This window comes from Nitratireductor aestuarii, assembly GCF_014641695.1.
GTDB classification, from domain to species: domain Bacteria; phylum Pseudomonadota; class Alphaproteobacteria; order Rhizobiales; family Rhizobiaceae; genus Chelativorans; species Chelativorans aestuarii.
This window is the reverse complement of the sequence record NZ_BMIF01000011.1, coordinates 40,671-65,881: the sequence shown is the minus strand read 5'-3', so window position 1 is coordinate 65,881 and position 25,211 is coordinate 40,671. Positions and strand designations below refer to the sequence as shown.

Here is a 25,211-nt window from a genome sequence, read left to right as displayed (position 1 = left end):
AGCGGCAGCATCGGCAGTGCACAGTCATGGAGTTAAAGATGTCATTTGTTAAATGTTTTGACGATGTAGGTTGTGAAACCTTCGTGCTGATGGATAGAAATGGGGATGTAGATACTCATTTTTTACGGAAGGTCTGCAAGGATAAGGACGGAAATACAACCGTCACCGACATGGAGCTCGACGGAATAACGGCTTATCAGGTGACGGGAACCGTCTATCCAGCCTTCGATGAGCGCGACTGCGAAACCATCACCATGATGGACCAGCAAACTGACGGCACCGTGGTCTACTTCCTCAGGAAGGTGTGCAAGCAGCTTGACGGAACGACTAAAACCTTTGATTTGCAGCTTGATGGACAGAAGCCTTATGCCGTCTCAGCAAAGGGGAAGGTTTACCCAGCCTTTGACCGAAGTGATTGTGAGACGTTCATACTCACGGATGTCCTTGATGACGGTAGTGAACATCCGTTCTTGCGCAAAATTTGCAAAGGGTTGGATGGTGAAATCACAACGACTGATTTTGAACTAGATGGAACCCAAACGTATGCCGTGGTGGGAACTGTCGTTCCTCCCAGTTCAGGCGGCGATTGTGCTGCGACGGTGAACGTAATTCAGCTGTACGACATTGCCCCGAAAAATGGCGTCATTCTCGATGAAGCTGACGCCAAGAAAATTTGCGGGGTGCCATTCCTTCGGCACTACACCTATGACTGCGAAGGAAAGGTCGACGGGACGCCTAACGATACCGATATGGATGGCAATCCCTATAAAGCGGTGAAGGCAGTTGCGGCTGTTGGGAATGGTATTCCGTCTGTCAAGCATGTGGTCTGGCCATCAGAAGGCTTTGTGCTCCATGAACAGGATAATGGAGAAAATAAGAATTTCTGGTTACGGGTGAAACATCCACGAACAGGAGATGTCGGAAGTATAAAGTTTTTTACGAATCAGAAAGTTGGCAGCGGCGGCTGCGGGAATCAAGATAGTAAGAAGTTATCTGTGAATGCTCCTGTCTCTGGCGGTAATTTAAATAATGTATGGACGAAGCACCCAAGTAACGGCTCCAAATTCCGTTTTGAGCCCGATGAAGTTGTCCGGCAAATGGACATGTTCAGGCTCGAATTCCTTGATCTTGACACGTTTGAAGGTATTTGGGGTTTAACGCCCTGGCCTGACGAAATTGTAGATTCTGAAGGATCAAAGGATCTATTACAAACCGACAAGTCCGTCGGAGCGATACGAAGTTCAAAGGACAATGTTCATGTATTCGCCTACTACTATGAAATACCAGATGTAATAGAGCATTTCTACCACAACACTGGTGGTGGTACTGCGTGCCACGCGCCGTCTTTCGTCGGGTTCACTATCGAGCCAGGGCCGTGTTGCACAGGCTGTGGCGGTGAAGAAGAAGAACAGCAACAGGAACAGGAACAGTCGGGCTCCATAAGTAGGTGTGCCGAGCAGCTGACGATAGGGATGATGGACGTTGGCAATCAAGATAACATGCGAGTGGAGTTCACAGTGCCCCCAGCTGGCTATGATTTAGTCTCTGCTAAGATCGAGTGTCTTGGCGGCGAGGCCATGTTGGAAACAGGGGGGGTAGCGCAAAAGATCGTTGTAGGTCGGTCGGTTTCTTGGCAGGCACCCGGATCCGGTCAAATTTTGTCGCCCATTAAGATCACTGTCAAAGACGTACCAATAAAGCAACACTCCTTCGTAACATGGATCGCACGCTCCAAGGGTGAAGGTCCCGTAGAATTGTGCGATTTAACGCCAGAGGGAACGCCAGTTACGAGTATTTTCGACCCGAAAGTATATTCGACGACACGGACACTTGATAACGGCGTTACGGTGAGTGTGGTGAATGCAGCTTCATCTGATTTCACCAATTTTCCGCTTTACTCGAATCCGGACGCATCAGGCAAATTCCCCGATGTGAAAATGACATTTAGCCAGCCTGTTGACTTTGAAATGGAGGTTTATCTCTTTACAACTTACAATAATAATCCGGTCCATGCGGCAAAGATACCGGAAGGAATAAAGGTGGAGGTGCTGGATGCGGAATACGTCGCCTTTGCTGCGTCTACCAGGATACTCAGGGCGCTTAAGCGATTTGATACCGGTGCAGCTGCAGCAATGGCGAAGTTGACTGGTACGCAGGTAACGGAGCTGGTGTTCACTGACACTGGCAACCCTAATCAGATCACGAAAGGGTTCGCGATTAACTCATTAAAGGTGACTGCGAAGTCTGGCGGCTCTGTCAAGTTCAGGCGCTATACGACATATGATGTCGGTGGAAATGTAATGTGCGTAAGGGATGAAACCCTGGACGGCCGACCTTACCAGATAAAGGGGAAGGTAGGAATCTGTAACTAGTAACAGTTATACTGACCATCGGGCAACGCTAGCTACGAGGTAGTGGCGCTGACCTTGTAGATTGCTCAAAACTTCAACCGATCCAGCGCAGAAAGATCTCCGAATACAAGGCTCGGTGGTTTTGCTGTGTCTGTATACTTGAGAGCCATAAGGAGGTAAGAAAATGGGTTGCAATTGTGGAAAGAAGTTTACTGCTCCGCCAGTACCGGTGCCGGATCACATTCTGCAGGAGGCTGCGAGGCGCATGAAGGAATCTGCGTCTACGTCGACCACGGGGAGCACTGCGACGACTGGTTCCGGGCAGAACCCGGGATCGAACGAGGGGCAGTAGGGCAGCCGGGCATTCCGGTTGCATCCTCACATCGATCCATCCTGATCTTGCCCGGGGTGACTGCTTCCGGGCAAAATTTCAGCAGCCCACAGGCTATTCCTTGTGGGCTGTGCGTGACGTCTCTTTCGAAAAGCATAAACGATAAGCGCAGCGGGGCACGCGCAGGAGTGTACCATGTCTGACCAAAATGAAGTACCCGCAGCCCCACCAGCAAAGGATCTGGCTTCTGTCGGAGCCGGAGATGACAAGCAGATGGGCGTCATCAATGTCATATTGCATGACATGCCGCCGTGGCAGAAGTCCATACTGACATTTTTCCTCATTGTTCCCATCGCTCTGGCGCTTTCAGGTTTGATCCTGCAGGTCAATGTGGGTTCGATCATCCAGGCGCTCGTCAATGAACAGCTTGCACAAAATCGTGAGCAGACGGTGGGTTCCATTACGGAGACGCTGAACAAGAGTACGTCCTCGCTTTCTGATCAGATTGCGGCGGTTCAGACCGATTCAACCAAGAGTGTTAACCGGCTTGATCGGCTTGAGGAGCGGACGAATGATTTTCTTGGCGTGTTTACATCGCGCCTGGACAGAGTCGAGCAGAGGACAGATGAACTGACAAAGACGGTTAATGATATCAAGGTGTATATCTGTGATACGGATCAGAAGCAGCGTGGAGATTGTCCGTTGATGAGGCAGCCATGATCAATCCGGTACGCTACAGACCGCAACACGATGACGACGAATGGGCTGACAATATTGTCAGCAACGGTTTTGCCTGGGCTTCTACTACATTGTTGCCGAGCTGGTGCGCTGCACCGGATCACTGGACTTCGAAGGTGACGGCAAGCCTGTGGACCGATTGTCCGTGCTGCCTTCTTTGGCGAGGAATTTCTCTGGGTCTGTTCGCGGGTTTGGCGATCGGGCTTCTGTTCTAAGAACACTTCGCAGTTCCGGGCGGGAAAACAGGGTCTCCGTTTTCCAAGGAATTGCACATGCAACGACCGCGGGGTCGTGTGGGGGTTTATCAAATGGCTTGGGGTTGGCCCTGGGGGAAACACTCCCGGGATGGGAAGGCTTTTGTTGAACAAAAACAACACGGGGGTTGGGGATTTATTGGCGTTTACGGCCAGGGAGAAGCGATCTGGACAGGGAGTGACTATGGTTCGCTCTGTCGAGAGGGGTTTATGCGCAACCCGGTTGCACACCGGGGCGTGAAGATGATCGCGGAGGCGGCAGCCTCCATTCCCTGGCTGGCTTATGACGGGGATGCGGAACTGGAGGGGCATCCAGTTCTGGAATTGCTGAAGCGGCCGAACCAGAGGCAGGCGGGGCCGAGCTTCCTGGAGGTGCTTTACGGTCACCTGCTCATTTCCGGCAATGCCTATGTGGAGCTGGTGGAGGCGCCAAATGGGGCGAGGGAGTTGCATCTCCTGCGTCCGGACCGGGTGTCGGTTATCGCGGATGCGAGTGGCTGGCCGGTGGCGCTGGAGCATGCGATGGGTTCTGCCAGGCGGCGTATACCACTGGAGGCGTTTCCTGGTGCGCTGCACCTTAGCCTGTTCCATCCGCTCGACGATCACTATGGCTTTGCGCCGCTGTCGGCAGCGATGCCTGCGCTCGACATACACAATGCAGCGGCGCGCTGGAACAAGGCGCTGCTCGACAATTCGGCAAGACCTTCCGGTGCGCTCGTTTATGCGCCGAAGGAGGGTGGTAACCTCTCCGACGACCAGTTCGAACGGCTGAAGGCTGAGCTGGAGCAGGGCTATGCAGGGACAAGCCGGGCAGGCAGGCCGCTGCTGCTGGAAGGTGGGCTCGACTGGAAGGCGATGAGCCTCACGCCCAAGGACATGGACTTCATGGAAGCCAAGAATGGCGCGGCGAGGGACCTGGCGCTGGCGTTGGGCATACCGCCGATGCTGCTCGGCATTCCCGGTGACAATACCTATGCGAACTATCAGGAGGCTAACCGGGCGTTCTATCGGCTCACGGTGCTGCCGCTGGTTGGCCGGATCGTCAAGGAATTCGAGGGGTTCCTGGGGCGAAGGTTCGGGGGGAACATTCGGCTGGCCTATGATGCCGATCAGATCGACGGGCTTTCGGCCGAGAGGGAGTCACTCTGGGCTCGGATTGGTGCGGCGTCGTTCCTGACGGATGACGAGAAGCGCGCTGCCGTCGGATATCAGCCACTGAGCCTGAACAAGGGCGGGCAATGAGGATGGCGGATATCAATGACGCGGCAGGGCTGTGGCTCGCCAAGACGTCCGGGGCGCTCGCGGGTTCGGCAATTTCCGTGGCGTATTTTCTACCGGCAGGACGGCGCGAGGCGGCCATACGCTTTGCGGTGGGTGTGACGTGCGGGCTGGTGTTCGGCAGTACGGCGGGCCTCAAGATCGCAACGGAGCTCGGCGTGGCCGAGTATCTGGCGCCGTTCGAAATGGTGCTGATGGGATCGTCGGCGGCGAGCCTGTGCGCATGGAACGCGATCGGGCTGGTGCTGCGTCTGATGGAGCGTCGCGCGGCCGGGCGGATCGAAAAGACGCCGAAATAATCAAGCAGGGGGCAGGCAAATTCAATGATGGCAAGGGAACGCAAGTTCGCCGGGCTAAGGATCGCTGACGTGGATCGGGACGGTACGTTCTCGGGCTACGCGAGCGTGTTCGGGCGGGTAGATCTCGGACGGGAGGTCGTCGAGAGGGGAGCTTTTGTCGAATCCATAGATCGGCGGGGGGCGGGCGGGATCAGGATGCTGTTTCAGCACGATCCCGCCCAGCCGATCGGCACATGGCAAAAAATCAAGGAGGATGCGCGCGGACTGTATGTGGTCGGCAGACTAGCGCCGGGTGTTGCGAGAGCCAGCGAGGTGCTGGAACTGATGCGCAACAAGGCTATCGACGGGCTGTCGATCGGGTTTCGCACCATCCAGTCGACCAAGGACGCCCGGACTGGCGTGCGCCATATCCGGAAGGCGGATCTGTGGGAGATTTCCGTCGTTACTTTCCCCATGAATCCCGAGGCGCGCATTGAGCGTGTCAAGGGTTGTCCCGGTTTACCTAGTACCCGGGATTTCGAACGCTGGCTCCTGCGAGACGCGGGGCTGACGCGAAGCGAGGCCAAGACAGTGATAGCGAAGGGCTTCGCATATCTGCAGCGCGAGCGGGATGCCGCAACAACCATGCCGCCACAAGTCGCGGAGACGATCCGCCAGGCGGCGAAGATGTTTCAAAAATAGAGCGGGGCAGTATGACAGTAGGGGCAGAAGCGGGTCTGGTCGAAACCAAATCCGCTGATATCAGCATGGCTATCGAAGAGCTTATGTATTCCTTCGAAGCCTTCAAGGATGCCAATGATCAACGGTTGAAGGAGATTGAACGCCGGTCTGTGGCGGATCCGATTACTACAGAAAAGGTCGATCGTCTTTCCAATGCTTTGGATGAGCAGAAGCGTCTGGTCGATGCGATTGCGCTGAAGAACGCCAGGCCGCCCATGGGGGTGGATACGGTTGCGTCTTCGGCGTTTTCCATCGAGCGCAAACAGGCTTTCGAGGCCTATATGCGCAGCGGCGACGAGCGCAAACTCAGGACCTTCGAAGAGAAGGCGATGTCGTATGGGACGGCTGCGGATGGCGGGTATCTGGTTCCGGATGAAACCGAAACAGAGATTGGCCGCAGGCTGGCCTTGATCTCGCCGATCCGGTCGATTTCATCGGTGCGCAGGATTTCGTCGACGACGCTGAAGAAGCCATTTGCAACGACGGGTATCGGCACGGGCTGGGTTGCTGAGACTGCGTCGCGTACCCAGACCACCACGAATACACTGGCGGAGCTTTCCTTCCCGACGGCGGAACTCTATGCGATGCCGGCTGCGACGGGTGCGCTTCTGGACGACAGCATGATCGATCTGGATGCGTGGCTGGCAAGCGAGATCGAGACCGTTTTTGCCGAGCAGGAAGGCACGGCATTCGTCTCAGGTGACGGATCGAACAAGCCGAAGGGGTTCCTCGCCTATACAACGGTGGCGGATGCGAGCTGGGCGTGGGACAAGGTGGGTTACATTGCGACGGGCGCGGCTTCGACGCTCGCAACCACTGATCCGACGGATACGCTGATCGATATCGTTTATGCTTTGAAGGCTGGATATCGTCAGAATGCGACCTGGGTGATGAACCGCAAGACGCAGGCGGCGCTTCGTAAGCTGAAGGATGAGAACGGTCAGTATATCTGGCAGCCACCTGCATCAGCTGCGTCCAGGGCAATGCTCATGGGCTTCCCGGTAGTTGAATCCGAGGATATGCCGAATATTGAAGCAAATAAATTTCCAATAGCTTTTGGTGACTTCAAGCGCGGTTATCTCGTTGTTGATCGCGCGGGTGTGAGAATATTGCGAGATCCATACTCAGCTAAGCCATATGTACTGTTTTATACAACGAAACGCGTAGGTGGTGGTATTCAAGACTTTGAAGCCATCAAGCTGCTCAAGGTGGCTGCGTCCTAGCAGCGCCTTAGTAAGGATCGTTCGTGTGCAGATGCGGTCTTGCGTTCTGCACGCGGCGAGAAGCGGTCCCGGTTCTCCTCCCACCGGGACCGCACCTTTGCGTCGTTGGAGGCTATGCCGTTGCCGGTTCACCGGTATGGCGGAGATCATGTAACTGGGGGCATTTGCATGACATTGTTACGGACGGCTGAACCAGCCGTTGAACCCGTCACCCTGACGGAGATCAAGGAGCATCTGCGTGTTACGCACGACAGTGAGGATGCTCTGATCGAAGGCCTGATCAAGGCCGCGCGCGAAGAGGTTGAGCGCAGCACATCCCGTGCATTGATAGACCAGTCCTGGCGTCTGATCCTGGACTCCTGGCCGAAGAGCCGGTTTGTCTATCTAGGCCGTACACCGGTTGTCAGCATCACGTCGGTTTCCGTTTTCGATGAGGACGGGAACAGCACGGCGCTTTCTGCGGATCACTATCTGCTCGACCGGTCGAGCGTACCCGCACGCCTCTATTTCCAGAACGTTCCATCACCTGGTCGCCGCATCAACGGCATCGAGATCGATTTCGATGCGGGGTATGGCGAGAGCGGTACGGATGTGCCGGAAAGTCTCAAGCGCGCGATCGGCATTCTCGTTTCTCATTGGTACGAGTTCCGGGGAGCCTATGGCGCCAAGGATCAACCCGTTTCCATTCCCGATGAATTCTTACGGATCATCCGCAATTTCAGGACGCCAAGGCTGTGATGAAGTTGCAGTTCATAGATCCGGGACAATTGAGAACCGAGCTTCGCATTGAAAGCGCGGTGGTGACTCCGGATGGCTTTGGCGGCCACACCCAGACCTGGACGGAATGGGCGGTGGTATTCGGCCAGATCGAGCCCGTAAACGCCCATAGTTATTTCGGGGCGGGGCAGGAGCACGAACGGGTGACCCACAAGGTGCTCGTGCGCTTTAGAGACGGGCTCAAGAGCGGGATGCGCTTCGTGACTGACGGGCGACATCTCTACATCGTGACGATCAGGGACCTGGACGAGCGGGGGCGTTATCTCCTGTGCCAGGTCAGGGAGGAGGGGGCGTGAAGGTTTCGTTGTCGTTCAAACCTGATGGTCTGCTGAAGGCCTTGCGCCTGAAGAGCCGGTCGCTTGCGGCAAAGGCCATCGGCAGACTTGGGGAAGGGCACGCAGCTCAAGGGAGGGTGTCTCTCAAGGTGAAGGAGCCACGCCATGAGCGCAGCCGCACTTGATCTTCAGCAGGCAGTGTTCACCGCCCTGACCGAGCATGCGCCATTGGTCACTGCGTTGGGCGGAGCAAAGATCCACGACCTGACACCTGCAGCGCTGCCTTTTCCCTATATCACCTTTGGCCAAGCTGACGTTTACGATTGGAGCACGGATCAGATCCCTGGCAGCGAGGTTTTGTATACGCTGCACGTCTGGTCCAAGCATCGAGGCCGCAAGGAATTGCTGCAGCTGATGGGGCATGTGGGTGATGGGCTGGAAGGTTCGATGGCGCTGACTAGCCATTATCTGGTCAACCACAGGCTGGAGTCGACCGAGATCCGATATGATGACGATCTCGATGTTTATGAAGGAGCGATGCATTTCCGCGCCGTGATGGAGCCCGTCTGACGCGACGGATCCGATTTTTCTTCCGTTACACGAATTGGGGGAGACCTATATGGTCGCACAGAAGGGCAAGGATCTAATCCTCAAGCTCGACATGGATGGCGAAGGGACGTTCGCGACGGTCGCCGGGCTCAGAAGCAAGCGTCTCGCATTCAACAGCGAGACGGTCGACGTTACCGACGCGGAGTCGGAGGGGCGATGGAGGGAGCTGCTGGCGGGCACTGGGGTCCAGCGCGCGTCGATCAGCGGATCGGGCATCTTCAAGGATGCATCATCCGACGCGGCAATCCGCTCACGGTTCTTCAACAGCCAGATTTCAAATTGGCAGCTTGCGATACCATCCTTTGGCATCGTTGCCGGACCGTTCCAGATCACATCACTTGAATATTCAGGCAACCACGATGGGGAACTGACGTTCGATATGGCGCTTGAATCCGCCGGTGCGCTCACCTTCACGGTGTCGTCATGATGGTCAATCGCAGGCGTGGCGAGATCAGCGCGCGACTGGACGGCAAGGACTATCGGCTATGCCTGACACTCGGCGCGCTGGCAGAGCTTGAGTCTGCGTTTGCGACGCAGGACATCAACGGTCTGGTTCAGCGGTTTGCGAGCGGGCAGCTTGCTTCCCGTGACATGGCGGCGATCCTTGGAGCGGGGCTGCGAGGCGGCGGCAACGATCTCACCGACGAGCAGGTGCTCGGGATGCAGTGCGACGAGGGCGTGGTGGGGTTCGCCCGCATCGTTGCTGAACTGCTGGCTGTGACGTTTGGCGAGCCGGAAAGTGCCGGCACGGCAAACCCTTAGAGGCCGCAGCGGCCGAACGTGAAGCGTTTCCCTGGAGCCAGGTGATGGGCATCGCGTTCGTGCTGTTGCGGCTGTCGCCACGGGAATTCTGGGCCATGAGCCCGCTGGAGCTTTCGGCAGCGCTGGAGGCGCTGGGCGTGGGTTCCGGCAGCAATATGCGGCGGAACGAGTTGCAGAGATTGATGCAGCAGTTCCCCGATGATGGACAAGGGGGCAATGAATGGCAGAAGAAGTAAGGGTGCCGATCGTGGCTGACACGGCGCCGTTTGAGCGTGCGCTGTCCAATCTCAGCACTCTATCGCAGACGTTTGGATCGCAACTGACTGGCGCTCTCAAGGGAGCCGCACTCAGCGGCAAGTCGCTTGAGGATGTGCTGCGCAGGATCGGGCTCAACCTTGCGGGCATGGCGCTGGAGCAGGGGCTGAGCCCGCTCAAAAACCTGGCGGGAGGCTTCTTCAGCAGTCTTCTGGGCGGCATAACGCCGTTCGCAAAGGGGGACGTCGTGCCCTTCGCTTCCGGCGGCGTGGTTTCGAGCCCGACGTATTTTCCGGCAGGAAAGAACATCGGCCTGATGGGAGAGGCAGGGGCTGAGGCGATCATGCCCTTGCAGAGGACTGCTGATGGCCGTCTGGGCGTCGCCGCCATGGGTGGCGGTGGCGGCGGTGTGCAGGTGGTGTTCAATGTCACCGCGCAGGATGCTTCGTCCTTCAAACGGTCGGAAGCACAGATCACCTCAATGCTGGCGCGGGCGGTTTCGCGCGGTGCGCGCAATCTGTAGGCCGTTTTCATACTTCAAATGACAGAACTGGCGGGGGCCAAGGGATGGACAGTTTTCATGACGTCCGTTTCCCGGTCCGGATTGCGTTTGGCGCAACCGGCGGACCGGTGAGGCGGAATGAGATCGTTCAACTGACTTCAGGTGCAGAAAAGAGAAACGCGAGGACCAGCCAGTCGCGCCGGCAGTATGATGCTGGCACGGGTATTCGGTCGGTGGAGGATCTCTATCAGGTAATGGAATTCTTCGAGGCACGGAGGGGTTCGTTGCACGCATTCCGTTTCCGCGATCCGTTCGACATGAAGTCCTGCACGCCGATCGGAACGGTTTCGCCATCGGACCAGAAGATCGGGACAGGTGACGGCGAAACGAGCAGGTTCCAGATCAGCAAGACCTACGGGACGGGTGCGGATGCGTACAGGAGGCTCATCAAGTATCCAGTGGCAGGAACCGTCGTTGTCGCCGTAGACGACGAGGAGAGGGCGCTGGCGGAGGACTTTTCCGTCGATCCCATCAGCGGAGAGATCGTGTTTCTGCCGGATGCTATTCCGGGTGAAGGTGCGGTGATCACGGCTGGCTTTGAGTTCGACGTCGCGGTTCGTTTTGATACGGACCAGCTTTCGGCGAGCATTACTTCGTTTCAGGCCGGCCATATCCCGACGATACCGCTGATCGAGGTGCTCTGATGGCAGCACTTTCAGAGCAGTTTGCAGCTCATCTGACGGGGGAAATTACGACGGTTTGCCATTGCTGGCGACTGACTCGCCGGGATGGCACTGCCTTGGGGTTCACCGACCATGACCGGGCGATCGAGTGTGACGATACGCTGTTCCAGCCGGAGAGCGGGCTATCCGCTACGGAGGCCAGGCGATCGCTCGGCATGGCGGTCGATGCCGTGGACGTGGAGGGGGTGCTCTCTTCCATGGCGATCGAAGAGGAGGAGATCGCAGCTGGTTTTTATGATGGCGCGACCGTGGAGACGCTGCTGGTCAATTGGCGGGACCCTGATCAATTCGCTCGCATTGGTCGGTCCGTAATCGGCAAGATTACGCGGCAGGATGGCCGCTTTGTTGCAGAACTTGAAAGCCCGGAACGGGCGCTTGACCAGACCAATGGACGGACGCTGCGGCGCACCTGTGACGCCGAGCTGGGCGATGCGCGGTGCGGGGTGGATCTGGATACATCAGCGTACAAGGGCGAGGGGATCATCGAAGCCATCCGGGACCATGCGGTTCTGGTTTCCGGACTGGAGGGGTTCGAGAACGGCTGGTTCAGCCATGGCGTATTGACCTGGACCTCCGGCGAGAGGAGCGGGCGGCCGGAACGTGTCATCGCACACAGGATTGAAGCCGGTCTCGCGCGGCTCGATCTTAGAGGACCGCTGGAGATCCCGGCGCAGGAGGGGGACGGTTTTACCATCACGGCCGGATGCGACAAGCGCTTCGCAACCTGCAAGGCGAAGTTCAGTAACAGCGTAAACTTCCGCGGCTTTCCGCATCTGCCGGGCAATGATTTCGCCTACACCTACGTTTCGGAAGGACAGGTGTTTGACGGGGGAGCGCTCGTCAAATGATCGATGAGAGGGAGTACGCCTGGGGGCAGATGGTGATTGCCGAGGCGCTTGCGTGGGTTGGGACGCCCTATCGCCATCAGGCGAGCCGGAAAGGGGTCGCCTGCGACTGCCTTGGCCTGGTGCGGGGTGTCTGGCGATCGCTCTACGGTTCAGAGCCGGAAGAGGCAGGCGTCTATAGCAAGGACTGGGCGGAGGCCACTGGAGAGGAACGGCTTCTGCGGGCGGCGGAGAGGCATTTCATCCGTTGCAGCAAGGATGAGCTGCTGCCGGGAAAGCTGGTTCTCTTTCGCTGGCGAAGCAACGTACCCGCCAAGCACGCCGGCATCCTGCTGGACGCTACGCAGTTCATCCATGCCTATGAGGGGAGCGCGGTGACGGTCTCGCCGCTGGCGCCGCAATGGCGGCGGCGGATCGCCGGCATCTTTGCCTTTCCGGTCAAGACGGAGAAATAAAGCCAAGTGGCAACGATAGTTTTGCAGGCTGCGGGCGCATGGCTCGGCGGCGTATTTGGTACTGTCGGTGCGGCAGTGGGATCGGCGGCGGGAGCGCTCGCCGGATACATGGTCGACCGGGCAATCCTGACCGGCAACCAGCACTATGAGGGGCCACGGCTTACCTCGGCAAACATGATGGTGGCGGAGGAGGGGAGCCCCCTGCCGCGCGTCTATGGGACAGTGCGTGTTGGGGGCGCACTGATCTGGGCTACGCGTTTTGAGGAGCGCAGCGCGACGACGCGGCAGGGGGCCAAGGGGGGAGGCCCGAGCCAAACGACCTATTCCTACTACGCCAACCTTGCCTTTGCGCTATGCGAGGGCGAAATCGCTGGCGTGCGACGGATCTGGGCAGATGGGCGTGAGCTAGACCTTCGCGAAGTGAACCTGCGCATCTACAGGGGGAATGAGGACCAGCAACCCGATCCGCTGATCAGATCAAAGCAGGGGATGGGAAATGCGCCGGCCTTTCGCGGGATAGCCTATGTGGTCTTCGAACAGTTTCCGATTGATGACTACGGTCGTCGTATCCCGCAGTTCCAGTTTGAAGTGCTGCGACCGGCAGGAGAGCTGAGGAGCAGGATCAAGTCCGTTGCTCTTATCCCGGGAGCAACGGAATACGGGCTTTCCCCGACCCTGGTGACATCTTCCGGTGAACCGGGGGAGACGATAGCCGAGAACCGCCACAACCTACACGATGCAACGGATTTTGAGGCCGCGATCGACGAGCTCATGGCACTCTGCCCGAACCTAGAGCAAGTAGCTCTGGTGGTGACGTGGTTCGGCACGGACCTGCGGGCTGGCGACTGCAAGATCAAGCCGATGGTGGTTCACGCCGGTGGGGAATATTCACAAGCGTGGACCGTCTCAGGAATTGCGCGCGAGGCGGCGGATACTGTGTCGCTACACGAGGATCGAGCAGCCTATGGCGGCACCCCGTCCGACAAGTCAGTCATCGATGCCATCAAGGCGTTGAAGGCGCGAGGATTGAAGGTAGCACTCTATCCATTCATCATGATGGATGTGCCGCATGGAAATGCGCTGCCTGACCCGTATGGAGGTGCGTCGCAGGCTGCCTATCCATGGCGGGGGCGCATCACCTGCCACCCGGCGCCGGGCGAGGCCGGGAGCGTTGACCAGACCAGCACAGCAGCTGCCCAGGTGAGTGCGTTCGTTGGAAGCGCTGGCGCCGGGCAGTTCGCTTCAGCCGGCAGTACAATCAACTTTACCGGCAGTTCGACGGAATGGAGCTTCAGGCGTCACATTCTCCACTATGCACACCTGGCGGAACTGGCAGGCGGCGTGGATGGCTTTATCGTTGGTACGGAGATGCCAGGCCTCACCCGAGTGCGTGGCATGGGCAATGCCTTTCCATTTGTTCAAGCGCTGACGGATCTTGCCGCTGACGCTCGCGACATCCTGGGTGTCGATACCTGGATTACCTATGCCGCGGACTGGTCGGAGTATTTCGGCTACCATCCGCAGGATGGTTCGGGAGACGTGTTCTTCCATCTCGACAGTTTTTGGTCTTCGGACGCCGTCGATTGCATAGGCATAGACAATTACATGCCGCTCTCCGACTGGCGTGATGAAGACGTGGGTGTTGGAGGCGCTGATGGGTTTGCCTCGGCGTATGATCTGGAGGGGCTGAAGAACGGGATTGCTGCTGGCGAGGGGTACGATTGGTATTATGCCAGCGCCTCCGATCGTTATGAACGAACCAGAAGCCCCATCGAGGACACCGCCTACGAGAAGCACTGGGTTTTCCGCTACAAGGATCTGAATGCCTGGTGGTCGAACCAGCATTTCGACAGGATCGGCGGCGTTGAGGTGGAAGCACCAACTGCCTGGGTGCCGAAATCAAAGCGGTTCCATTTTACGGAACTTGGTTGCGCGGCGGTGGACAAGGGGCCGAACCAGCCCAACCTGTTTCCAGACAGCAAGTCCGTTGAGAATGGCGTACCGTATTTCTCAAATGGGGGCCGGACGGATCTGGCGCAGCATCGCTTCCTGCTGGCGCATCATCAATACTGGCAGGAGAGCGACGAGACCAGGAATCCGGTTTCTCCGATTTATGATCGACGGATGGTCGATCCGGACCAGCTCAGCATCTGGGCATGGGATCTCAGGCCCTTCCCTGACTTTCCCGTCGAGACCGAGGTATGGGGCGATGGCAAGAACTGGAGCAACGGGCACTGGCTGAACGGACGGCTGAGCGGCATCGCGGTCGCCGATCTCATCAACGCCATCCTGACTGACCATGGACTTCCGCAAGCTGATACCACGCGGGCTGACGGTACGGTCGAAGGCTATGTCATCAACAATCCAACGACGGCAAGGGCTTCGCTGGAGCCGATCATCAATCTCTTCGGAATTGCTGTGCATGCTGGCGCGGACTGTCTGGTATTTGCGACAGAGGGCCGTGACCAGACCACAGCCCGAACGATCAGGGATCTCGTCATTCCCGATGAAGGCGATGTGGTCGTGCGAACGCGGACGCCTGATATCAGCCTGCCAGCCAATGCGCAGCTCGATTTCCGTGACCAGCTAAATGAGCATCAGTCGGCCACTGCTTCGGTCAACAGGATCGGTGCCGAAGGGGCGGGGACGGCGTTTGTCAGTTTCCCCGGCGTGCTGGCCGTAGGAGAGGCCAGTGCACTCGTCAACGACTATCTGCGCAGGACCTGGGATCGCCGCGACGAGATCGCATTCTCGCTGCCGATCACGGAGCAGGACATCCGGGTAGGAAGTGTCGTTCGCCTTGAGGTAGAGGCTCGCGAGTATCTCGTCACGGAAATCGAGGAAGGATTGGTCCAGAGAATTCGAGCCATCCACATCGTCCGTGCTCCGGATACCCCGGCATCGGAAAATACATTGCCGGAACTCGCCGACCGCACCTTTGCCTTCGGGCCACCGCATGCATTGCTAATGGATCTTCCGCTCGCGACGGGAACTGACCAGCCGCAGGATTGTCTGCGGATTGCCACGAGGGCGAAGCCGTGGCGCAGCCAGGCGGTCTACAGTTCGCCTGAGGCTTCCGGTTTTGCCCTCCGGACCGTGCTTACTGAACGGGCGACCATCGGGAAGATTCTTTCTCCGCTTGCCGGTGCAAGTGTGGAAGGACGTCCTGATCGAGGGACCACGCTTCTGGTGCAGCTCTGGGACGGAGAATTGCAGAGCGTCAGCATTCCACAGCTATTGAACGGGGCGAATGCAGGTGCTGTCCTTGCATCGAATGGAGTGTGGGAAGTGCTGCAGTTTCAGAGGGCGGAAGAAGTGGCTGTGAACCTGTGGGAGCTGAGAACGTTTCTGCGGGGTCAGCTTGGTACCAGTGACGCCATGGCTGCTGGCGCTGATGCGGGCGCACCGTTCGTACTTCTGGACGATAGGGTATTGCCGGCAGGCCTGCGGCCGGAAGAAATCGGGCTTGAGCTCAACTGGAAAGTCGGACCAACCGGTCATGATCTTACGGACGAGCATTTTGTAAGCCTTTCAGTCGTGGGCGGTATTCGGGCTCAGCTTCCGCTTTCGCCCGTCCATCTCCGTCACAACATGGTTGACGGTGCGCTTCACCTCTCATGGACCAGGCGCTGCCGTGGTGTGAAAGCCGATAGCTGGCTGAACGAGGATGTCCCGCTTGGTGAAGCAGCGGAGCGCTATCTCGTGGAAATTTTCGAGGTTGGCGGCCCGGAGCCTCTCCGTTCCGTCACGACGGAAGAGCCGTCCTGGACCTATGGCGAAGCTTTAATCTCTGCCGATTTCGGCACGCTACCTGACGCCATCGACGTTCGCGTGCGCCAGATCAGTGCCGCCGTTGGGCCAGGCATTCCAGCCCACCGTACTTTCAGTTTGAACTGATTGTCGCCCGTAGCTCGCAGCATTCTTTTGTGCTTAATTGGTCTCAACCGTTCATAAACCATTCAGAAGCGTTGTCCTAAATCTGCCCCATGAAAAACGCTCGTCTCACCCTTGCCGGACTGTTTACGATCGCAGCGATTGGCCTTGCTGCGATGCCTGCTCTTTCGCAGGGTGAAACGCCGGTTCTGCTCGCGCAAGGCGCGGATTGCTATGCCATCGGGCAAAGGGTTGCCGCCGAGATGGGGGGGCAACTGGCTGCTGCCAATGCGGAAAACCGGGGAGGGCAGATGGTCTGCAGGATCGTCGTGCTGGTTCCCGGTCGCAATGGTGAACGGCCGCGACGGGAAGAAGTTGTGGTGCCGGCACGGTGACGGCATGACCGGACTGTCTCGAGAGATTTGAGCTCGCATGCGAATTCTTGTTGTTGAAGACGATAAGGAACTGAACCGGCAGATTACCACGGCGCTGGAGAATGCCAGCTATGTCGTGGATCGCGCCTTCGACGGCGAAGAGGGCCATTTCCTGGGTGATACAGAGCCTTACGACGCGGTCGTCCTCGACATCGGCTTGCCGGTCATGGATGGTATCAGCGTACTCGAGCGCTGGCGGCGGGCGGGTCGCAACATGCCGGTCCTGATCCTTACCGCCCGCGATCGCTGGAGCGACAAGGTCGCGGGCATCGATGCCGGCGCGGACGACTACGTCACCAAGCCATTCCACATGGAAGAAATCCTCGCGCGCCTTAGAGCGCTCATCCGTCGTGCCGCCGGACATGCATCGTCCGAACTCGTCTGCGGACCACTTCGGCTTGACGTCGCGACCTCGAAGGCGGACGTAAACGGTATTCCCCTAAAGCTCACTTCCCATGAATACCGGATGCTCGCCTATCTGATGCATCACAAGGGGGCTGTTGTTTCGCGGACCGAACTGGTCGAGCATCTCTACGACCAGGATTTCGACCGCGATTCCAACACGATCGAAGTGTTCGTCGGCCGCCTGCGCAAGAAGCTTGGGGTCGATCTGATCGAGACCGTCCGTGGCATGGGCTACCGGATCCGGGAGCCGAATGACTGACCTCGGGCGTCATTCTGCTTCCATGAGCAACTTTCGCGCGAGATTGCGCGGCCTTACGCAAACGCTGACATTCCGCATTGTCGCGGTTTCGTCGCTCTGGGCGATCATCGCGCTCGTTGTCGTTGCCACCATCATCACGGCGCTCTTCCGACAGGTCAGTCATCGCGGTTTCGAGACGGTTCTCTCCGCGCACCTCTTCAACCTCATCGCTTCCGTAAACGCCAACGAGGACGGCTGGATTTCCGGCTCTCCCAACCTCGGCGACCTTCGCTTCTCCGAACCGCTTTCTGGCTGGTACTGGTCTGTCGAGCCCGTCTCCGAAGGACTTACCAATACGCTGCGTTCCTCGTCGCTTGCTGGATTTGATCCGCCTGAAGCAGATCCGGCGGTTCGCTTCGGTTCCGATTTCCGCAGGCAATATCTGACCGCAGGTCCGCGTGGCGAGCAGATCGAAGTGCTGGAGGCTGAGGTTGTGCTGGGGCAGGGCGACCGGATCGTTCGCTTCCGCGTGATGGGCAACCGCACCGAACTTGAAAACGAGATCGCGGGTTTCAATCGGCGTCTGCTCTTCTATCTCACCCTGTTCGGCGCAGGGATGATCATCATCAATGTCGCCGTACTTCTGCTAGCTCTGAAACCGCTCAACAACATCACAGCCGCACTCGCCAATATCCGTGCGGGTTCTGCCGAGCGGCTGACCGGACCATTCCCTGCCGAAATTGCACCCCTTGCAGAAGAGACGAACGCGCTCATCGAGAGCAACCGCCGGATCATCGAGCGCTCGCGCAAACAGGTCGGCAATCTTGCTCACTCGCTCAAGACTCCGCTGGCAGTCATCATGAACGAAGGTCGCGCGATGGCAGACCAGCGCGGCGAGTTGATTGGACATCAGGCGGAGGCGATGCAGAAGCAGATTGACCACTATCTGCAACGGGCGCGAGCCGCAGCACAGCGCAGCACGCTTTCCGTCCGCACCGATGTCAATGATACGGTGCAGAGGCTCGCGCGCGTTTTCGGCAAGCTGGCGCGCGACAAGGACCTGACGCTCAACATACCGGAGAAAGCGATTTTCTTCGCGGGTGAAAAGGAAGATCTCGAAGAGATCATCGGAAACCTTCTCGAAAATGCGGCCAAGTGGGCCGAGAGCAGCATCGTCGTCTCTCTTGATACCGTTGCGTCGAAGCGGGATGAGCGCAGCGTGTTCCGCCTTTTGGTGGAGGATGACGGGCCAGGTATCCCGGAAGATCAGGCGAAGCAGGCGATCAAGCGAGGGCGGCGCCTCGACGAAACCAAGCAGGGCTCAGGTCTCGGGCTTAATATCGTTACGGATCTGGTCGAAGAGTACGGCGGCAGGCTGACGCTCGGCAAGTCTCAACTTGGTGGATTGCGCGCGGAAGTAGAATTGCGCATTGCTTGATTATAACCCGCTTATGCGCGTAAGTAGACGTTCCAGGATTCCATCGGTGACGGCCCTGTTACTGCGTGAAACTGGCGTCTGCTCGTGGGCGTGAGAAAAGAGGAATTCCATGCGTCAAGCATGTCTTGTGATTGGGTCTTTGGGGATGCTGATTGTCGCTGGCTGCAGCAGCAACATGCGCGCGCCCACGAGTGGTATCGGATTCAGCACGCCTGCAGCCGCAGCCACCTCTGGCGCATCGACCGGCCTCGTTTCGCAGGCGAATGTTCAGCTCTCGCGCAGTGAACTTGCGTCCGCGTTGGCGGCCGAGCAGCGCGCGCTGGAAAATGCGCAGGCCGGGCAGCCGATCGAATGGCAGGGTGAGAGCGGGCGTGGCGGTACCGTCATTGCAGCACAGCCTTACCGCGTCGGATCGCAGGATTGCCGCCCTTATTCCCATGTCGTTCGCGCTGGCGGACCGGCCCAGTCGGTCCGTGGCACGGCCTGCCGCAACCCGGATGGGAGCTGGACGCTTCTGAACTGAAGCAGTCTCCGGGGACGCTGTCCGTACCAGCGAAAACGATCTAACCTCTCAGTCTCGTGAATGTCTTAGTCAAAAGGCCGCAACGGGTTTGGTTGGCAGTACCGCGAATTCCCGCTATTTGATGGCCCATGACGTTCTGGATCATAACCGCCGTTCTCACCGCCTCCGCCTCACTTGCGGTGATGTATCCATTCCTGCGCCGGAACGACAGCACGGCAGAGGGAGAGTATGACCTCGCGGTCTACAAGGACCAGCTGGCTGAGCTCGACAGAGACGTCAAACGCGGACTGATTTCAACGGAAGACGCTGCTGAAGCCCGGGCCGAGATCGGCCGGCGCATCATTCGCATGAATGCGGCTGCCAGCGCCGAAGGCGGCAAGAGCGGCGCTGCACCGGTGGTCCGCATTGTCGCGGCGTTCGGTATTCTTGCCGTACCAGTCATCAGCTGGGGGCTTTACAGCTACCTGGGCTCGCCGGGTGTGCCGGCGATGCCACTCGCGGAACGGCTGCAGAACGATCCCGCCGGTTCATCGATCGCCGAGCTCATCGGCCGTGCCGAAACACATCTTGCCAGCAATCCGGAAGACCTGAAGGGCTGGGAGACGCTGGGACCGGTCTATATGCGGCTCGGTCGCTACCAGGATGCAGCGCGTGCCTACCGCCAGATCATCGCGCTTGGCGGCGCGAATGCGAACACCTATTCGGTCCTTGGTGAGGCGCTGGTCGGCATGGCTGATGGCGTTGTGACCGCTGAAGCCGTTGCATCCTTCGAGAAGACGCTTTCCATGGATCCCAAGGAGCCTCGGGCGCAGTTCTTCGTCGGCCTGGCGCGTGCGCAGGAAGGCAAGATGGATGAGGCCCGTGCTCTTTGGACCAACATGCTAGCGGACCTCCCTGAAAACTCCCCGTGGAGAGAAGTTGCCGGACAGGCGCTGGCGCAGAGGGGAGAGGGCACTGCGTCCGAACCAGCGAACGCTGAGGGCCAGGCTTCCGACGATCAGCAGCAGATGATCGAGGAGATGGTGGCTCGATTGGACGCACGGCTGAAGGAAAGCCCCGACGATCCGGAAGGTTGGCAGCGTCTCGTGCGTTCCTATATTGTGCTGGAACGCAAGGAAGACGCACGCGCCGCGCTTGAACGCGGCATCAAAGCCCTGGGTGAAGGCAGCCCATCCGCCAACGACCTGAGCACGTTTGCACAGGAGCTTGGCATCACTCTGCCCGAGGAAAAAGAATGACGCGGAAACAAAAGCGGGCGACGATCATCGCCATCGGCATGTGTTTTCTTGCAGTGGCGGCAGCCCTGACGTTCTTCGCGCTTGGGCAGCAGACATCCTATTTCTACATGCCTGCCGACGTGATCGCGAAACCGGTTGCTCCGGGGCAGAGAATTCGCCTCGGAGGTCTGGTCGAGAAGGGGTCGATCGAGCGCATGGATGGCACCCACGTGAAGTTTGCCGTCACTGATGGCGAGCACACGGTGAAGGTTGGCTATGAAGGCATCCTGCCGGATCTCTTCCGCGAAGAGCAGGGCGTTGTCACTGAGGGCACCTTCGGGCCTGACGGTCTGTTCGTGGCCGACAGCGTTCTTGCCAAGCACGACGAAAACTACATGCCCCGCGAAGTCGCCGACGGCCTGAAGGAAAAGGGCGTCTGGCAGGAAAGCGAAGGTGGTTCCAAGAATGGCGGTTGAACTCGGTCACTTCGCCCTTGTCCTTGCGCTCGCGCTTTCCATCGTCCAGGCGACGGTTCCGCTGGTCGGTGCGCGGGTCAAGAGCTACCAGCTGATGCGAGTGGGCGAGACGGTGGCGATCGCCGGGTTCCTGCTCATCCTTGTGTCTTTCACGACACTCGTCCACGGCTACATCGTCTCGGATTTTTCGATCCTCAATGTCTGGGAGAACTCGCATTCGGCGAAGCCAATGCTGTTCAAGATCACCGGCACCTGGGGCAATCATGAAGGCTCCATGCTGCTCTGGGTGATGATCCTCGCCTTCTTTGCCGCGATGGTTGCCGTGTTCGGCCGGAACCTTCCGCCATCGCTCAGGGCAAACGTGATCGCCGTTCAGGGCATGGTCGCGGTGGCGTTCCTGCTTTTCATCCTCTTCACGTCCAACCCGTTCACGCGGATCATTCCTGCGCCGATTGAAGGCAAGGACCTCAATCCGCTGCTGCAGGACATCGGCCTCGCGATCCATCCGCCGCTTCTCTACCTCGGATATGTCGGGTTCTCGATCTCGTTCTCCTTCGCGGTGGCAGCCCTTATCGAAGGCCGCATCGATGCGGCCTGGGCGCGCTGGGTCCGTCCGTGGACGTTGCTTGCCTGGGCCTTCCTGACGGGCGGCATCGCCATGGGCTCCTACTGGGCCTATTACGAGCTGGGTTGGGGCGGCTTCTGGTTCTGGGATCCGGTCGAGAACGCATCGTTCCTGCCGTGGCTTGCCGGTACTGCGCTGCTGCACTCTGCAATTGTCATGGAGAAGCGGTCCGCGCTCAAGATCTGGACGGTGCTGCTTGCGATCCTGACCTTCTCGCTTTCCCTGATGGGCACGTTCCTCGTGCGATCGGGCGTGCTGACGTCGGTCCACGCCTTCGCCACGGATCCGGCTCGCGGTGTGTTCATCCTGATCATCCTGCTTCTCTTCATCGGCGGATCGCTGGCGCTCTTCGGCCTGCGGGCGAGCTCGCTGACCTCGGGCGGCCTGTTCCATCCGATTTCGCGTGAAGGCGCACTGGTTCTCAACAACCTGATCCTCAGCACCTGTACGGCAACCGTGCTCATCGGTACGCTTTACCCGCTGCTGATCGAGGCGCTGACGGGCGAGAAAATCTCGGTCGGTGCGCCTTTCTTCAATCTCACCTTCATCCCACTCGTCGTTCCGCTGCTGCTTGCCGTACCGTTCGGACCGTTGCTTGCCTGGAAGCGCGGCGATCTGCTTGGAGCCGCGCAGCGTCTGCAGTTTGCCTTCGGTGCTGTGCTCGTTGTGATGATCGGCACCTACTTCTTCTCCGACAAGACATCGACCGCGGCGGCGCTCGGTCTCGGCCTTGGCTTCTGGCTGATCTTCGGCGCTTTGACCGATATCGCCTTCAAGGCGGGCGTGGGCAAGAACTCTCTCTCGGTCGTCTTCAGCCGCCTCAAGGGGCTGCCGCTTTCCGTCTTCGGCACGGCCTTCGCCCATGCGGGAATTGGTCTTACGGTTATCGGCCTTGTCAGCGTCACGACGCTGCAAATCGAGCGGATAGTGCTGATGAAGCCGAACGATGTTGTCGAAGCTGGCGGCTATACGCTGAAGTTCAGCGGCGTCACGCCCTTCAAGGGTCCGAACTTCACGGAAGATCAGGCACGTTTTGATCTTACGGGGCCGGATGGTCGCAGGCTCGGCGAAATCGCTGCCGCCAAGCGCCTTTATCCCGCGCGCGGCATGCCCACCACCGAAGCAGGCATCCGCACCTTTGGCCTGAGCCAACTCTACGTTTCCATCGGCGAGGCAACGCCGAACGGCCTTGTCGTCCACGCCTGGTGGAAACCACGTGTGACGCTGATCTGGATCGGCGCTCTTGTCATGATGTTCGGCGGTGGCCTGTCGCTCTGCGACCGTCGCCTGCGCGTCGGTGCGCCCACCCGCCGAAAGACTGCAGTCGAGGCAGAGGCCTGACCATGCGTTCGATCCTGCTAGCGCTTGTTCTCTTCTGCACCATGCTTGGACAGGCAGGTGCTGTTGTGTCCCCCGATGAGGTGCTGGACGATCCGGCACTTGAAGCGCGCGCCCGGGCGCTGTCGGCCAATCTGCGCTGCATGGTCTGCCAGAACCAGTCGATTGACGACTCAGACGCCGAGCTGGCGAGAGACCTGCGCGTCCTTGTTCGCGAGCGGCTAGTCGCCGGTGATACGGATGAGCAGGTCATCAACTACCTCACGGCCCGCTACGGCGAGTTCGTGCTGCTGCGGCCGCAGTTCAATTCGCGCAACCTCATTCTCTGGGGAACGCCGGTGCTGGTGTTGCTTGTAGGCGGTGCCTTTGCCTTCACCGCTTACCGCAAGCGCGCGGGCAAGCGCGCGATCGAGCAGCTCTCGCCGGAAGAAGAAGCAGCACTCCAGAAGGTGCTGGAATCCAAGGAATAGGCCACGCCTGAGGGCCGTGGCTCAGTCCACATCCCCCATAACCTCCCCGTTCATTCTTCAAACATTACCAAAGTTTCATGACTTGGAAATGGCGCCGTAATGTATGGCGACCTATCTGTTGGGCAACGGTAACCATTTACACAGCCTTACGAGTGCCAAGAGGAGCATTTCCAACATGAATTCTGAGAAGAAGACGTTCAGAGCACGGAAGAGTCTCATCGCAACCGTGGCGACCCTCGCCCTGACCGGTGCGGTTGGCCTCGGCGCCATATCCACCGGCGTCGCCCCTGTTCTGGCGGATCCGGTCAAGCTCTCACAGCCCGTTGAAGCCCCCAGCTTTGCTGACGTGGTTGAACTCGTTTCACCTGCGGTGGTAAGCGTCCGGGTGAGCAGCGTAGCTCCTGAGGCCGCTGCTGCGGGCTCTCCGTTCCCCGGCATGCCCGGTTTCGAGGACCTGCCACCAGATCACCCGCTGCGCCGTTTCTTCGACCAGTTCCGTGGCGAAGGGCAGCAGGGTCAGGGCCCGCGCGGTATGCGGCCCCGCGAACGCGGTCCGCAGAAGCCTCGCCCTTCGGCACAGGGCTCCGGCTTCTTCATCTCTGAAGACGGCTACATTGTCACCAACAACCACGTTGTTGAGGGCGGCAGCGAGTACACGGTCGTCATGAGCGATGGCACCGAGCTGCAGGCTGACCTGGTGGGCACCGATCCGCGCACCGATCTCGCCGTGCTCAAGGCGCAGTCCAGCAAAAAGTTCACCTATGTCGATTTCGCGGATGAGTCCAAGATGCGCGTCGGCGACTGGGTCGTCGCGGTGGGCAACCCCTTCGGCCTCGGCGGCACTGTCACCGCTGGCATCATCTCCGCCCGCGGCCGTGATATCGGTGCAAGCTTCTACGACGATTTCATTCAGATCGACGCTGCCGTAAACCGTGGCAACTCGGGTGGCCCAACCTTCAACCTTGCAGGTGAAGTTGTTGGCGTGAACACCGCCATCTTTTCGCCGTCCGGCGGCAATGTGGGTATCGCCTTCGCCATCCCGGCCGCCCTGGTGAAGAACGTCGTTGACGACCTCATCAAGGACGGTGCCGTCGAGCGCGGCTGGCTCGGTGTCCAGATTGCTGACGTCTCCAAGGAGATCGCGGAATCCGTCGGTCTTGCCGACGCCAAGGGCGCCCTGATCAACGACGTCAACAGCGGCGAAGCCGCCGAAAAGGGCGGCATCAAGGCTGGCGACATCATCATCTCGGTCAACGGCGACGACGTCGCATCCTCAAGAGATCTGGCCCGCAAGATCGGTAACCAGAAGCCGAACGCCGACGTCGAAGTTGTCGTGTGGCGCAATGGCAAGACCGAGACCCTGAGCGTGAAGCTTGGCAAGATGCCGGGAGCGGAACAGACCGCCAGGGCTTCTACCAAGGACCAGGCTCCCGAAGCCACCGAAACCAACTTTGGTCTTTCGGTGACCCCGGCTGACGATGGTAACGGCCTGCTGGTTACGGACGTCAAGCCTGACAGCGATGCCGAAAGCTCCGGCATTTTGCCCGGCGACATCATCCGCTCCGTCAACTCCAAGCCGATCTCCTCGGCGAAGGACATGAAGGCCGCGGCTGACGAAGCACGCAAGGCTGGCCGTAACCGGATCTTCGTGCAGATCGTCCGCGATAACGCAAACCGCTTCATCACGCTGCCGATCAGCTGATAGCGTAACGGTATAATGGCCGGGGCGTATGTTCATACCCCCGGCCATTTCCTAT

25 protein-coding genes and 1 pseudogene are annotated in these 25,211 nt (G+C 58.9%); all 26 read left to right on the top strand.

Going from position 1 to position 25,211, the window contains the following annotated elements:
- The first annotated feature begins 38 nt into the window (after positions 1-38).
- Positions 39-2,372: a hypothetical protein gene (locus IEX27_RS16350; protein WP_188722156.1), complete on the top strand. Its 2,334-nt coding sequence runs from the start codon at positions 39-41 to the stop codon at positions 2,370-2,372.
- Positions 2,373-2,877: 505 nt separating this feature from the next.
- A complete protein-coding gene (locus IEX27_RS16345; RefSeq protein ID WP_188722155.1) occupies positions 2,878-3,402 on the top strand; it encodes a hypothetical protein in 525 nt (174 codons plus the stop codon).
- 326 nt (positions 3,403-3,728) lie between these two features.
- Positions 3,729-4,916, top strand: a complete 1,188-nt coding sequence (locus tag IEX27_RS16340; protein ID WP_188722154.1) for a phage portal protein — start codon at positions 3,729-3,731, stop codon at positions 4,914-4,916.
- 2 nt (positions 4,917-4,918) lie between these two features.
- On the top strand, positions 4,919-5,251 hold the full coding sequence (locus IEX27_RS16335; RefSeq protein ID WP_188722153.1) for a DUF6107 family protein: 333 nt from the start codon (positions 4,919-4,921) through the stop codon (positions 5,249-5,251).
- Positions 5,252-5,278: 27 nt separating this feature from the next.
- Positions 5,279-5,932 carry an HK97 family phage prohead protease gene (locus tag IEX27_RS16330; protein WP_188722214.1) on the top strand — a complete coding sequence of 218 codons (654 nt, stop codon included), beginning with the start codon at positions 5,279-5,281 and terminating at the stop codon, positions 5,930-5,932.
- On the top strand, positions 5,929-7,194 hold the full coding sequence (locus tag IEX27_RS16325) for a phage major capsid protein (protein WP_373869890.1): 1,266 nt from the start codon (positions 5,929-5,931) through the stop codon (positions 7,192-7,194). Before IEX27_RS16330 ends, IEX27_RS16325 begins: the two co-directional genes overlap by 4 nt.
- Before the next feature lie 168 nt (positions 7,195-7,362).
- Entirely contained in the window at positions 7,363-7,932 is a 570-nt protein-coding gene (locus IEX27_RS16320; RefSeq protein WP_188722151.1) for a head-tail connector protein, read from the top strand.
- Positions 7,932-8,267, top strand: a complete 336-nt coding sequence (locus IEX27_RS16315; protein ID WP_188722150.1) for a phage head closure protein — start codon at positions 7,932-7,934, stop codon at positions 8,265-8,267. The genes IEX27_RS16320 and IEX27_RS16315 overlap by 1 nt, the downstream gene beginning before the upstream one ends.
- A gap of 144 nt (positions 8,268-8,411) precedes the next feature.
- On the top strand, positions 8,412-8,816 hold the full coding sequence (locus tag IEX27_RS16310) for a DUF3168 domain-containing protein (RefSeq protein WP_188722149.1): 405 nt from the start codon (positions 8,412-8,414) through the stop codon (positions 8,814-8,816).
- A gap of 49 nt (positions 8,817-8,865) precedes the next feature.
- Complete coding sequence (locus IEX27_RS16305; protein WP_188722148.1) at positions 8,866-9,282, top strand: phage major tail protein, TP901-1 family; 417 nt, start codon at positions 8,866-8,868, stop codon at positions 9,280-9,282.
- Positions 9,282-9,617, top strand: coding sequence for a gene transfer agent family protein (locus tag IEX27_RS16300; protein WP_188722213.1), 336 nt, complete (start codon positions 9,282-9,284; stop codon positions 9,615-9,617). The genes IEX27_RS16305 and IEX27_RS16300 overlap by 1 nt, the downstream gene beginning before the upstream one ends.
- A 38-nt stretch (positions 9,618-9,655) precedes the next feature.
- Positions 9,656-9,853 (top strand): annotated as a pseudogene (locus tag IEX27_RS16295) (phage tail assembly chaperone); the annotation flags it as partial.
- Positions 9,838-10,395 (top strand): phage tail tape measure protein, encoded by a 558-nt coding sequence (locus tag IEX27_RS16290; RefSeq protein WP_188722146.1) that lies wholly within the window; start codon positions 9,838-9,840, stop codon positions 10,393-10,395. The pseudogene IEX27_RS16295 and the gene IEX27_RS16290, both read left to right, overlap by 16 nt.
- A 44-nt stretch (positions 10,396-10,439) precedes the next feature.
- Entirely contained in the window at positions 10,440-11,078 is a 639-nt protein-coding gene (locus tag IEX27_RS16285) for a DUF2460 domain-containing protein (protein WP_188722145.1), read from the top strand.
- Positions 11,078-11,965, top strand: a complete 888-nt coding sequence (locus IEX27_RS16280; RefSeq protein WP_188722144.1) for a phage/gene transfer agent baseplate hub protein — start codon at positions 11,078-11,080, stop codon at positions 11,963-11,965. Before IEX27_RS16285 ends, IEX27_RS16280 begins: the two co-directional genes overlap by 1 nt.
- Positions 11,962-12,417, top strand: coding sequence for an NlpC/P60 family protein (locus IEX27_RS16275; protein ID WP_188722143.1), 456 nt, complete (start codon positions 11,962-11,964; stop codon positions 12,415-12,417). The genes IEX27_RS16280 and IEX27_RS16275 overlap by 4 nt, the downstream gene beginning before the upstream one ends.
- A 6-nt stretch (positions 12,418-12,423) precedes the next feature.
- Positions 12,424-16,314: a baseplate multidomain protein megatron gene (locus IEX27_RS16270; RefSeq protein WP_188722142.1), complete on the top strand. Its 3,891-nt coding sequence runs from the start codon at positions 12,424-12,426 to the stop codon at positions 16,312-16,314.
- Positions 16,315-16,466: 152 nt separating this feature from the next.
- Positions 16,467-16,685 (top strand): hypothetical protein, encoded by a 219-nt coding sequence (locus tag IEX27_RS16265; RefSeq protein WP_244630411.1) that lies wholly within the window; start codon positions 16,467-16,469, stop codon positions 16,683-16,685.
- A gap of 37 nt (positions 16,686-16,722) precedes the next feature.
- On the top strand, positions 16,723-17,388 hold the full coding sequence (locus IEX27_RS16260) for a response regulator transcription factor (protein WP_188722140.1): 666 nt from the start codon (positions 16,723-16,725) through the stop codon (positions 17,386-17,388).
- Entirely contained in the window at positions 17,381-18,805 is a 1,425-nt protein-coding gene (locus IEX27_RS16255; protein WP_244630406.1) for an ATP-binding protein, read from the top strand. The genes IEX27_RS16260 and IEX27_RS16255 overlap by 8 nt, the downstream gene beginning before the upstream one ends.
- A gap of 145 nt (positions 18,806-18,950) precedes the next feature.
- Positions 18,951-19,328 (top strand): RT0821/Lpp0805 family surface protein, encoded by a 378-nt coding sequence (locus IEX27_RS16250; protein WP_244630405.1) that lies wholly within the window; start codon positions 18,951-18,953, stop codon positions 19,326-19,328.
- Between the two features lie 128 nt (positions 19,329-19,456).
- A complete protein-coding gene (ccmI, locus tag IEX27_RS16245; protein WP_188722139.1) occupies positions 19,457-20,566 on the top strand; it encodes a c-type cytochrome biogenesis protein CcmI in 1,110 nt (369 codons plus the stop codon).
- Positions 20,563-21,021 carry a cytochrome c maturation protein CcmE gene (gene ccmE, locus IEX27_RS16240; protein WP_188722138.1) on the top strand — a complete coding sequence of 153 codons (459 nt, stop codon included), beginning with the start codon at positions 20,563-20,565 and terminating at the stop codon, positions 21,019-21,021. The genes ccmI and ccmE overlap by 4 nt, the downstream gene beginning before the upstream one ends.
- Positions 21,011-22,987, top strand: a complete 1,977-nt coding sequence (locus IEX27_RS16235) for a heme lyase CcmF/NrfE family subunit (protein WP_188722137.1) — start codon at positions 21,011-21,013, stop codon at positions 22,985-22,987. The genes ccmE and IEX27_RS16235 overlap by 11 nt, the downstream gene beginning before the upstream one ends.
- Before the next feature lie 2 nt (positions 22,988-22,989).
- Positions 22,990-23,454 carry a cytochrome c-type biogenesis protein gene (locus IEX27_RS16230; protein WP_188722136.1) on the top strand — a complete coding sequence of 155 codons (465 nt, stop codon included), beginning with the start codon at positions 22,990-22,992 and terminating at the stop codon, positions 23,452-23,454.
- Between the two features lie 175 nt (positions 23,455-23,629).
- Positions 23,630-25,156 (top strand): Do family serine endopeptidase, encoded by a 1,527-nt coding sequence (locus IEX27_RS16225; RefSeq protein WP_188722135.1) that lies wholly within the window; start codon positions 23,630-23,632, stop codon positions 25,154-25,156.
- Positions 25,157-25,211: the final 55 nt, after the last annotated feature.

Bases quoted from the DNA above. Each gene is read 5' to 3' on its own strand.
- IEX27_RS16255 (WP_244630406.1), top strand. From the start codon at position 17,381: ATGACTGACCTCGGGCGTCATTCTGCTTCCATGAGCAACTTTCGCGCG.
- ccmI (WP_188722139.1), top strand. From the start codon at position 19,457: ATGACGTTCTGGATCATAACCGCCGTTCTCACCGCCTCCGCCTCACTT.
- IEX27_RS16225 (WP_188722135.1), top strand. From the start codon at position 23,630: ATGAATTCTGAGAAGAAGACGTTCAGAGCACGGAAGAGTCTCATCGCA.
- IEX27_RS16260 (WP_188722140.1), top strand. From the start codon at position 16,723: ATGCGAATTCTTGTTGTTGAAGACGATAAGGAACTGAACCGGCAGATT.
- IEX27_RS16265 (WP_244630411.1), top strand. From the start codon at position 16,467: ATGCCTGCTCTTTCGCAGGGTGAAACGCCGGTTCTGCTCGCGCAAGGC.
- IEX27_RS16230 (WP_188722136.1), top strand. From the start codon at position 22,990: ATGCGTTCGATCCTGCTAGCGCTTGTTCTCTTCTGCACCATGCTTGGA.
- IEX27_RS16275 (WP_188722143.1), top strand. From the start codon at position 11,962: ATGATCGATGAGAGGGAGTACGCCTGGGGGCAGATGGTGATTGCCGAG.
- IEX27_RS16305 (WP_188722148.1), top strand. From the start codon at position 8,866: ATGGTCGCACAGAAGGGCAAGGATCTAATCCTCAAGCTCGACATGGAT.
- IEX27_RS16330 (WP_188722214.1), top strand. From the start codon at position 5,279: ATGGCAAGGGAACGCAAGTTCGCCGGGCTAAGGATCGCTGACGTGGAT.
- IEX27_RS16280 (WP_188722144.1), top strand. From the start codon at position 11,078: ATGGCAGCACTTTCAGAGCAGTTTGCAGCTCATCTGACGGGGGAAATT.
- IEX27_RS16350 (WP_188722156.1), top strand. From the start codon at position 39: ATGTCATTTGTTAAATGTTTTGACGATGTAGGTTGTGAAACCTTCGTG.
- ccmE (WP_188722138.1), top strand. From the start codon at position 20,563: ATGACGCGGAAACAAAAGCGGGCGACGATCATCGCCATCGGCATGTGT.
- IEX27_RS16315 (WP_188722150.1), top strand. From the start codon at position 7,932: ATGAAGTTGCAGTTCATAGATCCGGGACAATTGAGAACCGAGCTTCGC.
- IEX27_RS16300 (WP_188722213.1), top strand. From the start codon at position 9,282: ATGGTCAATCGCAGGCGTGGCGAGATCAGCGCGCGACTGGACGGCAAG.
- IEX27_RS16250 (WP_244630405.1), top strand. From the start codon at position 18,951: ATGCTGATTGTCGCTGGCTGCAGCAGCAACATGCGCGCGCCCACGAGT.
- IEX27_RS16345 (WP_188722155.1), top strand. From the start codon at position 2,878: ATGTCTGACCAAAATGAAGTACCCGCAGCCCCACCAGCAAAGGATCTG.
- IEX27_RS16290 (WP_188722146.1), top strand. From the start codon at position 9,838: ATGGCAGAAGAAGTAAGGGTGCCGATCGTGGCTGACACGGCGCCGTTT.
- IEX27_RS16320 (WP_188722151.1), top strand. From the start codon at position 7,363: ATGACATTGTTACGGACGGCTGAACCAGCCGTTGAACCCGTCACCCTG.
- IEX27_RS16235 (WP_188722137.1), top strand. From the start codon at position 21,011: ATGGCGGTTGAACTCGGTCACTTCGCCCTTGTCCTTGCGCTCGCGCTT.
- IEX27_RS16335 (WP_188722153.1), top strand. From the start codon at position 4,919: ATGGCGGATATCAATGACGCGGCAGGGCTGTGGCTCGCCAAGACGTCC.
- IEX27_RS16340 (WP_188722154.1), top strand. From the start codon at position 3,729: ATGGCTTGGGGTTGGCCCTGGGGGAAACACTCCCGGGATGGGAAGGCT.
- IEX27_RS16285 (WP_188722145.1), top strand. From the start codon at position 10,440: ATGGACAGTTTTCATGACGTCCGTTTCCCGGTCCGGATTGCGTTTGGC.
- IEX27_RS16310 (WP_188722149.1), top strand. From the start codon at position 8,412: ATGAGCGCAGCCGCACTTGATCTTCAGCAGGCAGTGTTCACCGCCCTG.